This is a genomic window from Pantoea sp. XAF26B01_ASV70 (genome assembly GCF_054512635.1).
On sequence record NZ_JBTNCJ010000004.1, the window covers coordinates 60,760 to 74,758 of the forward strand.

General features: G+C 44.7%; 17 protein-coding genes. 9 read left to right on the top strand and 8 right to left on the bottom strand.

Translation table 11 applies throughout. From position 1 onward, the window contains the following. Window positions 1-119 precede the first annotated feature (119 nt). Window positions 120-1,046 carry a sulfonate ABC transporter substrate-binding protein gene (locus ACX8ZY_RS23540; RefSeq protein WP_459261540.1) on the top strand — a complete coding sequence of 309 codons (927 nt, stop codon included), beginning with the start codon at window positions 120-122 and terminating at the stop codon, window positions 1,044-1,046. A gap of 314 nt (window positions 1,047-1,360) precedes the next feature. Here ACX8ZY_RS23540 and yahO read toward each other — a convergent pair whose 3' ends face one another. The 3 genes from yahO to ACX8ZY_RS23555 form a co-directional block, all read right to left on the bottom strand. Further along, window positions 1,361-1,630 carry a DUF1471 family periplasmic protein YahO gene (gene yahO, locus ACX8ZY_RS23545; RefSeq protein WP_010257103.1) on the bottom strand — a complete coding sequence of 90 codons (270 nt, stop codon included), beginning with the start codon at window positions 1,628-1,630 and terminating at the stop codon, window positions 1,361-1,363. A gap of 275 nt (window positions 1,631-1,905) precedes the next feature. Then, window positions 1,906-3,042 (bottom strand): HlyD family secretion protein, encoded by a 1,137-nt coding sequence (locus tag ACX8ZY_RS23550; protein ID WP_122459968.1) that lies wholly within the window; start codon window positions 3,040-3,042, stop codon window positions 1,906-1,908. A 1-nt stretch (window position 3,043) separates the two neighbouring features. Continuing rightward, window positions 3,044-3,370, bottom strand: coding sequence for a DUF3302 domain-containing protein (locus ACX8ZY_RS23555; RefSeq protein WP_010257107.1), 327 nt, complete (start codon window positions 3,368-3,370; stop codon window positions 3,044-3,046). A 593-nt stretch (window positions 3,371-3,963) separates the two neighbouring features. Between ACX8ZY_RS23555 and pqiB the strand changes: the two genes are divergently transcribed. The 4 genes from pqiB (at window position 3,964) to ACX8ZY_RS23575 (ending at window position 6,969) form a co-directional block, all read left to right on the top strand. After that, a complete protein-coding gene (pqiB, locus tag ACX8ZY_RS23560) occupies window positions 3,964-5,616 on the top strand; it encodes an intermembrane transport protein PqiB (protein WP_459261523.1) in 1,653 nt (550 codons plus the stop codon). Between the two features lie 140 nt (window positions 5,617-5,756). Further along, window positions 5,757-6,008 carry a type II toxin-antitoxin system Phd/YefM family antitoxin gene (locus ACX8ZY_RS23565; protein WP_039387444.1) on the top strand — a complete coding sequence of 84 codons (252 nt, stop codon included), beginning with the start codon at window positions 5,757-5,759 and terminating at the stop codon, window positions 6,006-6,008. Next, complete coding sequence (locus ACX8ZY_RS23570) at window positions 6,005-6,292, top strand: type II toxin-antitoxin system RelE family toxin (protein ID WP_010257115.1); 288 nt, start codon at window positions 6,005-6,007, stop codon at window positions 6,290-6,292. Before ACX8ZY_RS23565 ends, ACX8ZY_RS23570 begins: the two co-directional genes overlap by 4 nt. A 362-nt stretch (window positions 6,293-6,654) precedes the next feature. Beyond that, window positions 6,655-6,969, top strand: a complete 315-nt coding sequence (locus ACX8ZY_RS23575; RefSeq protein ID WP_033759977.1) for a hypothetical protein — start codon at window positions 6,655-6,657, stop codon at window positions 6,967-6,969. Here ACX8ZY_RS23575 and ACX8ZY_RS23580 read toward each other — a convergent pair. The 3 genes from ACX8ZY_RS23580 to ACX8ZY_RS23590 all read right to left on the bottom strand — a co-directional run bounded on the left by ACX8ZY_RS23580 (window position 6,966) and on the right by ACX8ZY_RS23590 (window position 8,729). Next, complete coding sequence (locus ACX8ZY_RS23580) at window positions 6,966-7,721, bottom strand: DUF4225 domain-containing protein (protein WP_459261526.1); 756 nt, start codon at window positions 7,719-7,721, stop codon at window positions 6,966-6,968. The two genes, ACX8ZY_RS23575 and ACX8ZY_RS23580, sit on opposite strands and share 4 nt — an antisense overlap. A gap of 154 nt (window positions 7,722-7,875) precedes the next feature. Beyond that, window positions 7,876-8,052, bottom strand: coding sequence for a hypothetical protein (locus ACX8ZY_RS23585; protein ID WP_158132465.1), 177 nt, complete (start codon window positions 8,050-8,052; stop codon window positions 7,876-7,878). Between the two features lie 338 nt (window positions 8,053-8,390). After that, complete coding sequence (locus tag ACX8ZY_RS23590; protein WP_233267988.1) at window positions 8,391-8,729, bottom strand: hypothetical protein; 339 nt, start codon at window positions 8,727-8,729, stop codon at window positions 8,391-8,393. Here ACX8ZY_RS23590 and ACX8ZY_RS23595 point away from each other — a divergent pair. The 4 genes from ACX8ZY_RS23595 (at window position 8,611) to ACX8ZY_RS23610 (ending at window position 10,145) form a co-directional block, all read left to right on the top strand. Then, window positions 8,611-8,916, top strand: a complete 306-nt coding sequence (locus ACX8ZY_RS23595; RefSeq protein WP_233267989.1) for a hypothetical protein — start codon at window positions 8,611-8,613, stop codon at window positions 8,914-8,916. The genes ACX8ZY_RS23590 and ACX8ZY_RS23595 overlap by 119 nt on opposite strands. A 103-nt stretch (window positions 8,917-9,019) precedes the next feature. Further along, a complete protein-coding gene (locus ACX8ZY_RS23600; protein WP_033774102.1) occupies window positions 9,020-9,277 on the top strand; it encodes a hypothetical protein in 258 nt (85 codons plus the stop codon). 71 nt (window positions 9,278-9,348) lie between these two features. Next, window positions 9,349-9,825, top strand: coding sequence for a hypothetical protein (locus ACX8ZY_RS23605; protein ID WP_033774104.1), 477 nt, complete (start codon window positions 9,349-9,351; stop codon window positions 9,823-9,825). Window positions 9,826-9,851: 26 nt separating this feature from the next. Further along, the gene (locus ACX8ZY_RS23610) at window positions 9,852-10,145 is read left to right on the top strand and encodes a hypothetical protein (RefSeq protein ID WP_033774105.1); all 294 of its coding nucleotides are present in this window, start codon (window positions 9,852-9,854) and stop codon (window positions 10,143-10,145) included. 274 nt (window positions 10,146-10,419) lie between these two features. Here the strand turns inward: ACX8ZY_RS23610 and ACX8ZY_RS23615 are convergent, their stop codons facing one another. Together ACX8ZY_RS23615 and ACX8ZY_RS23620 are read right to left on the bottom strand one after the other, a co-directional pair. Beyond that, window positions 10,420-11,451, bottom strand: coding sequence for a tyrosine-type recombinase/integrase (locus ACX8ZY_RS23615; protein WP_158132467.1), 1,032 nt, complete (start codon window positions 11,449-11,451; stop codon window positions 10,420-10,422). Window positions 11,452-12,054: 603 nt separating this feature from the next. Continuing rightward, window positions 12,055-13,110 carry a hypothetical protein gene (locus ACX8ZY_RS23620; protein WP_158132468.1) on the bottom strand — a complete coding sequence of 352 codons (1,056 nt, stop codon included), beginning with the start codon at window positions 13,108-13,110 and terminating at the stop codon, window positions 12,055-12,057. Between the last annotated feature and the right edge of the window lie 889 nt (window positions 13,111-13,999).

Here is a 13,999-nt window from a genome sequence, read left to right on the forward strand (position 1 = left end):
CGTTTTTTTCGCTAAGCATCGAACATTTGATCGCTAAGCGCTTCAACCTGCGTTTGTTATGTTGCGCTGACAACAACCAGACTCAGGAATGAGAGATGAAAAGAGTTTTGCTTAGCGCAATGATTATTGCCGCCCAGGCGGGATTAGCGTTCAACACCCAGGCTGCAGCAGAGAAGCCCGAAACAGTTAACATTGGTTTTCAGAAAGCCAATATCTTCGCCCTGCTGAAATATCGCGGCACGCTGGATCAGGAATTTAAGAAACAGGGGATTGCGGTTCACTGGATTGAGTTCCCGGCCGGGCCGCAGATGCTGGAAGGCCTGAACATCGGCAGTATCGATCTGGCCGCAACCGGCGACGCGCCACCGACTTTTGCTCAGGCCGCACAGGCCGATCTGGTTTATCTGGCACATTCTCCCGCCAACCCCAAAACTGAGGCGATTGTGGTGCCCGCCGACTCCCCCATTAAAAGCGTGGCGGATCTCAAAGGCAAACGCGTGGCGCTAAATAAAGGCTCTGACGTTAACTATCTGCTGGTCACTGCGCTGGAACAGGCGGGGCTGAGCTATAAAGACATTACACCGGTCTATATGCCACCCGCGGATGCGCGTGCCGCTTTCCAGCGCGGTGCGGTGGATGCCTGGGTAATCTGGGATCCTTACTACGCAGAAGTTGAAACCAACGCCCACGCGCGGCTGATTAAAAATGCCGAAGGCCTGGTGCCACACTACACCTTCTATCTTGCCAGCCGTAAGTTTGCGGAAACCTGGCCGCAAATCGCCAGCCAGGTGGTGGATGAGCTTGGGTCGCTAAGTACCTGGGCCAATCAACATCAGGAAGAGGCGGCAAAAATCATGTCTACCTCAACCGGTCTGCCGCAGCCGATCTGGCAACGGGCGCTGGCAAGGATGCCGTTCGGGGCTGAGCGGATGACACCTGAAGTCTTCACGCAGCAGCAGGCTCTGGCCGATAAGTTTACCCAGATTGGTCTGTTACCAGTGAAGGTCGATATCCGCAGTGCAACCTGGTCGCTGGATAAGAAATAGGGGGAGGCGGGCGGCGGCTGATTAGGGGAACCTTCGCCTGACGGCTGATAACGTCATCGCCTGGAGTTAATCAAGTGCAGGCGGATTAGCGTGACGTGTTATCCGCGCATCAGCCTGGGCAGATAAGGTCCTGTCACCGACGTTCAGCTCATCCTCGCTGAAAACGGTTTAAAGTCCTGATGGTGCTGTAAGAAAGATGCCCTTTACGTTAGTAAAGGGCATCGATTAACCTGTATTAAGAACATATTTCCTGAGGCTCCGAAAAAAATCATCTATTTCAGTCTGTATTTCAGACAGATAGCTTCGTTACTTCGCTATTTTTTCTTGTATACATCAGCGGTACCTTTAATTTTGTTATTCGTATTGGCTGAGGTCAGCACGAACACATCGCCGCCTTTTTTATCGGCCATTTCTGATAGCTCCGCTTTTGCATCTGAAGGGCTGGTCTCACCTGATGTTGAGATATCGCCTATCTTTTCATACTGATCCTTCACTTTCATAAAATCATTCTTTGACATCATTTCGGCAGCAAATGAGCCAAACGATAAAGAGCAAATAACCACACCAAAAATTAACTTTTTCATATGAGTATCCTCGGAATGTTATAAAAGACGATTAGAATTCGTAACTACATTTAAAACATAGCATATTCAATGCAAACAGCTATTTCAAAAGCTTATTTACGATCCTGTTTTGTGATAACCGATCAGTAATTTAATTAACCACCCATCGTGTTTTCAGGGTGATTTCAAATCAGGGCTTATTACAAAGTCAGGCCGCTCATAACTGTTCTGATTAACTTCTTCTGAAAGGGGGCAAACGGTTAATCGATGGAAAGTTAAGGATATATTTATCATCATCAGTGATCCAGGTAGAGGTAATGCACCCAGCTGGTCATTCTCAGCAAAATTTTACGCATGACCGAAACATGCGTGAAGTGGTCAGAATAGACCGCAACCTGAGCAAATATGCCGTCTGGCAATGCATCAACGTCCTGATTTGGGTTTAATTCAATTATGGCTAATACGCCATCAGAACCTGAAGCAAGGCTCAGTGACTGCACCGTTCCCTGTGCCTGATAAGCTCCGCCTGGAACCACTGGCAAAACTCTGAGCAGTTTTCCTGAGAATACCTGTCCCGGAAGGGCGTTAAAAACGACCTCTGCTTCATCTCCCGCCGTCAGGCGAAGCAGGGAATTTTGTCTGAACTGAGCAATGATCTGACGTTTTTGTACAGGAATGAATATCATGACCGGGCGCAGCGGCAGGGCGGCTGCGTAGCTTCCGGGACGGATTAAGACCTGAGTGACATAACCATCACTGGGTGCGCGAACAACCGTCTGATCCAGGTTATACCGGGCTTCTGCTAATTGCGCGCGCAGACTGGCTATCTGGGATTGTTCTCCTCCCGATACACTGTTCAACTGGCTTCTGAGCTGCTCCTGTTCCGCCAGAGAACCTTTTACCAGGGCATCCTGCGCCAGAAATACCTGTCTGGCATTATCAATATCACGTTCGGAGAATGGATTGACTTTTGCCTTACTGCCTTTGAGATAGCGTTGATAGTCCAGAAATAATCTATCCCGCTCAGCAGATACATGGGTTGTGTAGGCAACGGCTTCGCTTAATTGTCCTTTCATCGCTTCAATATTGTTAATAGCGGTGCTCAGGTCGGCTTGTAATCTTTCGACGCGGACCTTATAACGTGTCTGATCCAGGGTGAAGAGCATTTCTCCCTTTTTAATAAGCACTTCTTTTTTATCAGTCACTTCATTTACGACGCCGGTCACTTGTGGGGTAACAGGAATCGCGACAACCGCTTTTTGTGCCAGTGACGTATAGGGATGGTTATAATTCATTAGCAGAATTAGCGCGCTGACCAGAAAAACGCCACCAAGGGCCGCTGTTGGCACTGTCCATTTATTGACGGGTATGCGAAATATTTTAAAAACAGCCCAGGCTATCGCAACGTAGCTTAAAATAATGAGCAGATCCATATCATCGCTCCGGTCGCAGCGGTTTCGAATCAGCCTGTAAACGCTCCAGTTCTGCTACGCGCTGCTGCAGTTCCAGTAATGAAGTGTATTGACTCTGCATCCCCCAGCCGCGCTCAGGACGATAAAGAGTGGCCCAGATCCACAGGAAAGGCCATATGACATGCAGTGTAAACAAACTTACCCAACCTGCGACGTGAATGGCATCGGCATGAGGATGATTACGGGACTTTGCGATTAAATAAGGAATATCATGAAGAACGATAATTCCATAAAAAATAATTATGAAAACGAAGATCAGCATACCCAAAGCAAAATAGTTAAGGAACATAGGTGCCTCTGCTAAATTGGAATGCGAAGTAAAAATAGATCGGCTGCAAGAATATTTCAATTCGTAAAAGAGTTAACCTGACATACCTCGGTGACAGACGCAATACCAGAAAATCATGCTGTGCTCAGGGATTTGAGGCACTCCAGCAATGACGGGGATAAACAATCCTGTTCATTAGTGATGATTTTAGTGGATTTATTACACTTTAAACGCAGAATTATTCCTCTTTATTTTGAGTCTTTAACTTCCCTGGTATGGGTAAATGCTTGATTTGGTTTTATTAAAATAACATGACACATTGATCACAGATTTGTATTTTTTAAGCTTTATTTAAAAAATATCTTTATACTTATTAACCCTCCTGTTCCGAAGTTATTACATACTATCCGATCCATTATTTACTGGAAAATAATGCATCTCCGTTTGAAAGTAGATTTTAAAATCCTGACTTACTGAAATTTATCGCTTAATGATGAGATTAACTATCATGGCCACAGGAAAGACGAGCGAATACATAGCCCTGAGATCGAATCCTTCTTCAACAGAACGCCCTGAAAAGTTCAGGTTACTCTGTTCTTACACGAGTCCATACTTTGTCGGATAAGCCGGATAGTGCTCATGTAAACCCCAACAAAAGATGGTCTTCTGTCTGGATCATTCCCTTTGTCACGCTGCTCATCGGTGCCTTTTTATTGTATTACCATAAAAGCCAGCAGGGACCTCTGGTGATTCTGATGACCGAAAACGCACAGGGGATTAAGGCAGGTAAAACCGTAATAAAAAACCGCAACATTGATGTGGGTGTCGTTGAAAGTACCGAGCTTACTGAAGATCTTAAGCACGTCGAGATCAAGGTTCGCATGCACACTAGTATGCAAAAACTATTGAACGGCAATAGCGCTTTTTGGATGGTCAGGCCTGAAATTGGATTCGAAGGGATAACGGGCTTAAGCACCTTGTTCTCAGGCGCTTATATAGCCTTACAGCCAGGTTCTCCGGGGCCAGCGCCGGAACGTTATCAGCTATCAGATGCGCCTCCCCAGGCCGCACCGAATGCGAAGGGGATCAGAATCACGCTTAATAGTCGTGAAGCGGGGCAACTCATGCCGGGCTACCCGGTACTGTTTCGCGGCCTGCGTGTCGGGTCAGTCGAGAGCAGCCGGTTTGATATGGAAAAAAGGATGATGCGTTATCAGATTTTTATCGCTTCGCCCTTTGATCAGCTTGTCACCTCAAACGTTCGTTTCTGGAAGAATAGTGGGATTGCTGTGGATTTATCCTCATCCGGGATGCGCGTGGAGATGGGCTCCATCACCACATTATTAAGTGGCGGGGTCAGTTTTGACCTGCCTGAAGGCGTGGCCCTGGGCCAGCCGGTTAAGGGCGTAGCAACTTATACTCTTTATGACGATCTGCGAAGCATCGCGAATTCTCGTTATACCGAACACCTCGACTTCGTGATGTTCTTTTCCGATTCTGTTCGCGGACTTCAGGCAGGCGCGCCTGTCGAGTTTCGTGGAATACGCCTGGGGACGGTTGCTCAGGTTCCTTTTAACTCGCCAGAGATAACCCAGAATTTTCGCAGCCATTATGAGGTTCCCGTACTGATTCACATTGAACCCCAGAGATTCATGAGCGGTATGAGGGAAGACTTTAACCTGGAGAAAAAGCTACAGCTGGGTAAAAAACAGGGGTTAAGAGGCTCGCTGAAAACAGGCAGTCTGCTTTCCGGTTCGCTGTTTATCGACTTAGACTATTATGCAAATGTTGCACCCGACAAAGGACCGGATATCGTCGCGGGTTACAAAGTCATCCCCACAACGCCTGGTGGTTTAAACCAGATACAGCAAAAGATTGTGGCTATTGTGGATAAGATGAACAGCCTTCCGCTTCGGCCACTGATTTCAGTTGCGACCGGTACGCTAAAACAAAGTCAGCGCACCATGACAGAAATACAAAAATCGCTCAGGCATATTGATGGATTTATCAGCAGCCCTGCAATGAAAACACTGTCTGAGGATATGCAGCAAAGCCTGCAACAGCTCAGCCGCAGCATAAAAGGTATTCAGCCTGGATCGCCCGTATATCAAAAATTGACGGGGGATATGCAGCGTCTGGACCTTGTGCTCAGAGAATTGCAGCCACTTCTCAAGACATTAGATAAGAAAAGCAACGCGCTGATTATTCAGGATGCTGCAACTGACGATCCTGTTCCTGTCGGCGCGAAAAAGAGAAATGAAAAATAATCCCATCTTCCGGCATTTCAAATAGCTCATTCAGCTTTTGCAGTTCATCAAACATAGCCATTTGTATCTATTGAAAGAGACTGGTTATCAGGTCTTGAGGCTGCTACTATAAAGACCTGTTAAGCAGTCCTTGAGGCTCTATGCCAAACATTATTTTAAGCGATACCAGTGCCAGCGTAAGCGAACTGAAGAAAAATCCGATGGCCACGGTTAATGCAGGTGACGGTTATCCTGTCGCCATTCTTAACCGCAACCAGCCTGCATTCTATTGCGTCCCGGCTGAGCTTTATGAACAGATGCTTGATGCCCTTGACGATCAGGAACTGGTTAAGCTGGTCAGTGAACGCAGCGGTCAGCGTCTGCTTGATGTCGATTTGGATGCGCTTTTGTGAGTTATACCGTCAAATTCAGGGAAGAGGCATTTAAAGAATGGCAGAAGCTGGACAAATCTCTCCAGCAGCAGTTTGCCAAAAAACTGAAGAAATGTTGTGACAATCCCCATATTCCTTCTGCCAGACTACGTGGGATTAAAGACTGCTATAAAATCAAACTCAGAGCGTCCGGGTTTCGACTGGTTTATCAGGTAATAGACGATCAACTGGTGATTGCCGTTGTTGCTGTGGGTAAACGCGAGCGCAGCGATGTTTATCATCTTGCCAGTGAGAGGATGCGGTAGGGAGGGCGGATTTGGCCGTACACACCTATTTTTGATAGGGCTACAAATCTTATCAGGATTTACTACTAATAAGAGTCAGGAGGATGTTGGCATCAAAAACGTATATTGTGTTGGCAGAGATGAAAACGTTAGCTACGGCCTGTTTTGATACGCCGTAAAACCCGAAAAAGCTGGAACACATGACAAATTCCTTTCTGGCTGCGCGATGACTTAGGTGTGATGTTATCAATAGCTTGCAGGGAAATCTCACGTATGACATCTAATAGTAGTCGGGTCAATGTGGGGAAAACCGGGCTCGATAACCGGACCACTTTTTGTTATATCTTGTGGTGTTCTCTGGAGCATTTTAAGGATGAAAAGCAATGATAGTAAGTGAAGATGCCCTGCTGCGCTCAGGCTTTAGCTCCGCAGACCTGCGAAAAGTCAAAAACAACCTGGAAAGTTATGGCGGTTCTTTGGGGGATGCCATTCAGGATCTGTCCAGACGCTTCACAATAGCGCTGACCGTTGTGCTGTGTTGTCTTGCTATCTTTATTTTTTTGCTCTTTGCTGGCTCCAGCGAGACCGTTTTTTCCGGCGGAATTGCGCTGCTCTGCGGTTGTGCGGTTGCCATTTTTGTACAACCGCCTGTGTTGTCTTATAAGTCCTGGCGATACCAGAGAGCGAACAGAAATTAGCGACTCTGCTGATCGGTCGTGAGAAGGTCAAAAACCACTTTCGCTTTGACGCCATAGTCCACGATTTTCATCGTTAATTTTGGTCTGCTCATGGTGTCAACTTTCCGGTAATAATCACGGGGCAACCACCGGAACAGACGCCACGCGCCGGGTTTTCTTGCCAGACCAAAAACACTGTAAACGCTGGCGCTCAGTGTAGCCGCATTGTAAAGTGCCATTCCTGTATTCGGGCTGAATCCCATGAACTGCGCAGCCTCTATTACCCCATCTGCAAAAATTCCTTCAGAGTGCGACTCTTTGCCGTAACGGAGATGACTGACTTCCTTCGATATGCCATTTACGCCGTCAATGAACAGCGTGGCACCGGCTAGCATACCGATGGGGATCATGGAAGAGATCATGATCATCCCGCCAAACATGGCAACCCCGGATAAAACGATATGTACCGCAGATATGACGTACCCGACAATTTCGTTATTGTCCCGGACAAACTCCACTTTAGCGATGAGTTTTGCGGTCTGCATCCGTAGCAGGCGATCCTGTTCACGAAGGTTCTCAGTCTCTTCCCGTAGGTTTTTTATACAGGCTATACAGTCTTCGTCGGTCCTGGCCTGACGTGCTGCGGCAAACTGTTTCTCAACGACATCCCTGATCTCCTGAACAAACTGAAGTCGCGTGAGGCTGTCGCGCAGATGAAAGCCTGAAATTACGTTAGCGGCTCCTACCAGCTTTCTCGCTTCCAGATTAACCATTGTTTCGGCCCATGCCCGGTTGCGGCCACCTGAACTTATAATGGAGTATATACAGATGCTGTTTAAGAAAAGAAGAGAGAGCAACAACCCTTCACATTATCTTAATTCATTCAAATTTAACATAAATTACATTATGCGAAACAAAATTTGGATCTTATTGAGACGGGTTTTCTTGAGCATGGATTGCATCTGAAAGCGCTTTCTCTAGTGATGAAACGTAGATTTTAACCATTGCGTAGTTATGCTCACCACCTCTTGTCGTTTGCCATGCATCACGTTCACGACGAGCTTTTTCAAGTTCATACTCAATTTGTTCAATTGTTCGTGCCATTTAATAAACCTCATGCAAGTTAACTGGTTTTTCGCATCGCTGTGCCTTCCTTTCGTCTCCGACCATCATACCTTTCCGTTTCTGAAATACCGATGCTAAAGACGTTAATCAGGGGGCGCGTGCGCTGTACCGTTATCTATGAAAGCCGTTCGTTAGCGGCGTCGGCGCGGTTCGAGTTCAGAATCCCATAAAAATGTATTTCGCGCCCTAAAATGCCTCCGGCATCAACCTGTTCTGCCGCCGACAGATACCACTGCGCAAGCAAAAATGAGTCAATTCGTAGCAACAAAGACGCTTCGCTGAATTACCAGGTCGCGCTGCCGCACCACCTGGCAATTTCACAGCTCGCGAATAACGTGAGCGGTCAGCAGAACGAACATAGTGCGATCGCTGACAGAATCTGAATGGCTGCGGAAAAGCCAGCCGATGACGTGAATACTCTCGAAATAGGGAACTGAACGATTGCTGTCAGTGCTGTTTGAGTCCGAGAGCCCGCCGAGAAGCAACGTCTGCCCGTCTTTAATCTGAACTGTGGTCTGAATCTGACGCTGATTTGTGATGATGTCACTGGCGTTGTTATCGTTGCTAAGTGAGTCTGCTTTACTGTCGATTGTCAGGACAAGTAACGAAAAGGTTGACCTAAACCTTAACGTGAACGATAAGCAAAACCTGACCATTGAAGAAGCAGGGATCAAAATGCGCGTGCTGACGGCTATCAGTGAAATGCAGGATGAAGATATATTTTTTATTAAATTTTTCATTGACTTACTTAACATTGATCGCACAATAAACAAAGTTAAAAGTAAGCGTCATCTTACAAAAGACGAGCACCTCAAGATGCTGAAACTGAAAAAAACTAAATGAAAAACCGTGGGAAACTACGGTAAAGTTCGGGTGTCACAGAACCCCGAACCGCTTCGCGGTGAAGATTTAAGCAACAGAGTGTCATAATGGAGGATCATCGTCAGTGAAGAAAAAATTTCTTGGATTTGTAGTTGCTCGCGGAAGAACACGAATCTGGTGTTATGACGAAGCGGCTGGCGAATGGAATAATGATGCCGAAAAGGCAAGCTTATACGAAAAAGTCGGTGATGCTCAGGAGACGTTAAAAGCGCTTGAGAACTACAGAAAAACAGCAACTATCAGAGAGTTACACAAAATAGACGATCATTGCCTGAGCGTCGACGAGATGACATGGGATAACATGATAAAAGGCCTTGACTAAAATATCCTTTGTCTAAAAAGGGTACGTATAAACGGAATACATAAAAATTGATGCATGGAGAAGGGATTTAAATGTCGATTAAACTTGCCTTAAAACCAAAAACACCAATCAAAATAAACTCAGCTATAAAAGGCTTAATGAAGTATCTTCAGCTTACCACCTCGCCTAGTTATTTAAACCTTACTAAGGTTGAAAATACACGAGCTGGCTACTGTTTTAATAACTGTGAAGACTATGCTTCAAAAAATAACTGTGAGGTTGTATATGGTTGGATGATATGGGAAGACAGAAGAAATAACTTTATTGAGGCTGAATTCCACGCGATCATAAATGAAGGTGGGTTATATAAAGATATAAGCCCTAGATTTAATATGGAGGATAAGGTACTGTTCGTAAAGGATGGTTCTAGAAACTGCGGTAGAAAAGAACCCAACTCTTGGTACTCATGGAGTAACATAAAAATCATTGATGGAGTTGTGAGAGAAAGCCCAATGCCTATTGAAATCATCGAGTTAGATGATATTCATAGTGAGATTGTGTACCTATAACGATATGATTTCAAGGAGAAATTTAAATGTTAGTGTTAAGCTCATCAGTAATTCCAGATATTTACAAGACCGTTAAGGTTCATGGTTTTGTGGAATACACTCATAGAATTGAAATATCGAACAAAGGTTTGATAAGAAATATAAGTGAGCGAAATAGGAATGAACACCAAGAGGCTTATGAAGGATTTATAAATTCTGCATCAGCTGAAGGTAATGTTATATATGGAGTAGGGATATCTACGAGCACAGCACAATTCAAAGAGGCCACATACATGTATATGACATACTATGGAACATTGGCAACAATAGAAAACAAATAAAATGGTACGCATAATGACATTATGCTAAAGAGGCCGCTGCGGTTTTTTTATTTTCGCAGCGGCCTTTTCAACATAACGTTTTGACATTTCACGCATCTATCATCTTCGAAAACCAGACAGGTTAAAAACCCATAATTATCGACTGCCATTAATTCCCGTAATGTCATACGTCAGCTGAAGCCTGCAATGTAGAAGAGTAATTCTATCATCAGCACAGATATATTTGAGTCAGGAAAAATCAGTATTGGATCTCTGAAGCAGAGCGTTTTGTCAGCTATTCATCATCGCTTTCCATCAGGATGACCATTGCACCCCGGTGAGCTTCGACCATCCGGATGTAGCGCATGACAGTCTGAGTCTGCGTCCAGGTCCCTTCCTGCATGATCTGCGCAATGGATATGCCTTTTCTGGCCATATCCTGTGCGGCGCCGACGCGGGCACTGTGGCCGCTCCAGCTTGCATAGCGCCCTTTATTGGTTTCAAGAGGCTTCGTCTCACCCGCAGCCTGACGTGCACGACGATAAATATCTTCCAGGCAGGGTGCGCTCATGGGGACTTCCGACGCCCTGACGATACGGTTAGATCGATGAACAGGACAGAAGATAACAGCGTCAGGTTCGCCGGCAAGACCCGCCGCAGTGATCCATTCGCTTAACCTGCCGGATGACTTCGCACTGAGGGCCTTAACAATGCCTCCTGACTGCAGGATGGTTTTGGTCCAGCCAACGTCCAGAATGATACGCCCGTCTGCTGCTCGGGAGATATCCCTGATCCGCAGACGGGAAAGCTCGCTCATGCGCAGAAGTGTGCTGTAAGCAACATGCATAAACGCCAGGTCGCGCAGCTGCTGCAGGCGGGGGGAATGACTCCATGCTGCATCCAGACGGTTCAGGTCCGGCCGGCAGAATGGCGCTGCCTGCCCTGTGCGCTCACCTGACATGACCGCGGTGCGGTTTATCTTCTTCCTGGCGCGCACGACGTCAGTCGCAACAGTGGGCGGTACCAGCCCAGCGTTACGGTGTAACATTGATATAAGCGCCGCGTGTACTGAAATGGTGGAGGTCGAACGCCCAGTGGCCTGCAGATGAAACAGGTAGTCCTGCATGTCATCCGGTGTCATTGGCAGAAAGGACCGGCGATTCTCCTGCGACCAGCGCCAGCAGATCCGCATCACGCTCAGCAGCTGACGCCACGTGTTGGCCGAAAAGGCCTCCCGATGGCGGACGAACGCGGCCAGTTTCGCGGTGAGATCATCACCGGTGCTGCCGCTGAGAGCCATACCTTTAAAACCGGAGATATCGTTCATTTTTGCTCCGTTTGCACCTGTTAACTGAATGGCAGCGCTACGTGAATTCTGAAAAAGAAGCAGGAGCAATACCCGTCAGATTTTACGTAGCGGCGCCTGCTTTTTAACCACCTATGAAAAGGTGTCGTTCAGCCGCTCGCCATCCAGAACGCCGCCGTTTCTTATAAATGGCCGTAAAGTTCAGGATCCAGCCCCGATCCGCATGATACAGGCTTTCTGAGGCCCTGTCTGGCCTTATATAAGCATAATTATGTAAGTCTAGGATTCAGATTACTCGCCGGGACAATAGATGAGGCGAGCTCCGCAAATTTCATAAAACTCTTATTATATGAAGTTAGGATTGTAAAAATTAGCTAGTAGTAAAGTGTGTTGATTAGGGGCTATGCCACTTAAACATTGGCTATTTATGATTGTAACTCCACAAGTATGTAGTTAGACTGAAGTATGCTAAGGATTTAATAAGGGCATTTAATTAAAGTTGTAGATTTGAAATCAAGCATTAGTTATGGAAATTTATAAATAATTGAATAAAAATATAATTAAAAACTAACTCCTAGCCCTTAACAATAAACCATTAAGGGCCATAAGAAACCACAGCATGGTTTACTTACTAGGCTTTGATTTTATATAATCAAAAGCTATTTTCATACCATTTAAAACTGCTGTTGAATCATTCTTATTCTGTAAAATATCAACAGTAGACTGACCTTTTTCCAGTATGAAGTTTCTTTCAGTTTTAGACAGAGCGTCTAATATTTTAAATTTAAATTTATCAGGCAACTCTGCTGACATTATCAATGATACCTTTTTAGCCTCAATGTTAGTTATTTCATTTTGAATATATTTTATTTCTTGCAAATTTCTTTTATATAAATTGAGAAAGAAAAAAGATAACAACTCGATAGCCAAACTAACACAAGCTTTAGATGACAACTCAACGAATATTAGTGTGCCTTCTTGTTTAAGATAACTCATATTAAAGACAAAATACAACAAGATACTTATACCAATTGTCGCAATACTGATACCAATAAATAAATTAATCCTGGAAGTGACATTCAATGAATTAGACCTTTGAACAAGCCTGTCTTTAATGTCAACAAAGTAATCTTCCACCCTAGCTAATGAATTATTCTTCTTAATTCGTGAAGTTAAATCTTCAATGTAATCATCAACGACATTAGATTTTATCGACTCGTGAATCATGTCGTATAAATCTTTCTTATGTTCTTTATTGAGGTATTTCGACAAATCCCCCTGCAAATTGTCATTGTGCTCTTTATAAGAAGCTAATTCCTCTTCAAGAAGGCTCAATCTTTTACGAGCACTAGCAATGAATGAATTTGATGTTTTACTAGTATCTCTATTTGAAAGCACGCCAATCAATCCAGCAAACACCACCAACAGAACGGGTAATATAAAAAATAAAGAAGAATCTCCTGTAGGTAATGAATCGAAAATTACTGATGCTAGTCCAACAGCATTATTGTTTAAGAAGTGAGTTGATGACCAAAGCAAAAATATAAAAACCAAAATAGTTTTAACAATCCTTGGAATATAAGAATATAGTTTTATCAATTTTCTTCTATTAAGTTCTTTTTTATAAGCTTGAGCTTCTAGGTAACTCTCTCTAAAAGCATTCGCGGTTTTATGATTCAACTTCACACCTCAATAGTTTAACGAAAAAAGCGCACTCATCATTAATTATCGGCAAAGTTACTAAAATATTTAGCTCCATACTAAAAAAAATTAAAGTCATGTCTGTCATGGATTTTATTGAAGAATTATTGGTTTTGAAAAAATTTTTCCAGGAATTAATTAGGGAAGGCAGAATGTTACAGCAACGCAGAATGTACCGCTTGCACCATCAAACATAAATAATATTTTGCGATTTAACGAATAGTCTCGATTTGATAATATCACTTTTTGGCTAATTTATAATTTCACCCGTTTACTTCGTTTTCGCCACCTTTTATGGGACACTGATGCTGATGAACATGTCGAACGAATAACTTCACCATATTCCCAGCATTCTGGTTGTTATTGAAAAACGTCTGAATCGCCGTAATACGGTCTCTCAACTGGCTCTTACAGAGCACCAAGTCCATCAGATGATGAACCGTTATCGCGAATCTGGTTCAGCCGGACTGATCAACGCCCGACGCGGTCTGCCTGGCACGCATCGGATTGACGAGACTCTTCGTTACCGAATACTGACGCTGCTAGACGAATATTATGCCAGTTTCGGGTCCATATCTACTTGCCACAGAAAATTACTGGAGCGTTATGAGATTAATATCTCCACAGAGACGCAACGATGCTGGATGACTACTTACGGGCTCTGGAACCTACACATATGCCATCAGACCCATATCTACCACCCTCGGTGAAATCATCCAGATTATAGGAGCGCGTCATGTCTGGTTTGAAGCTCGAACGTCAAAATACAGCCTGCTGATTCACGTTGACGATGACATCGCATCTGCCCCTCTGTCAGAGTGAATTAGCCTTTGATTACATGATTGCCACTCAATTTCTCGATAAATAT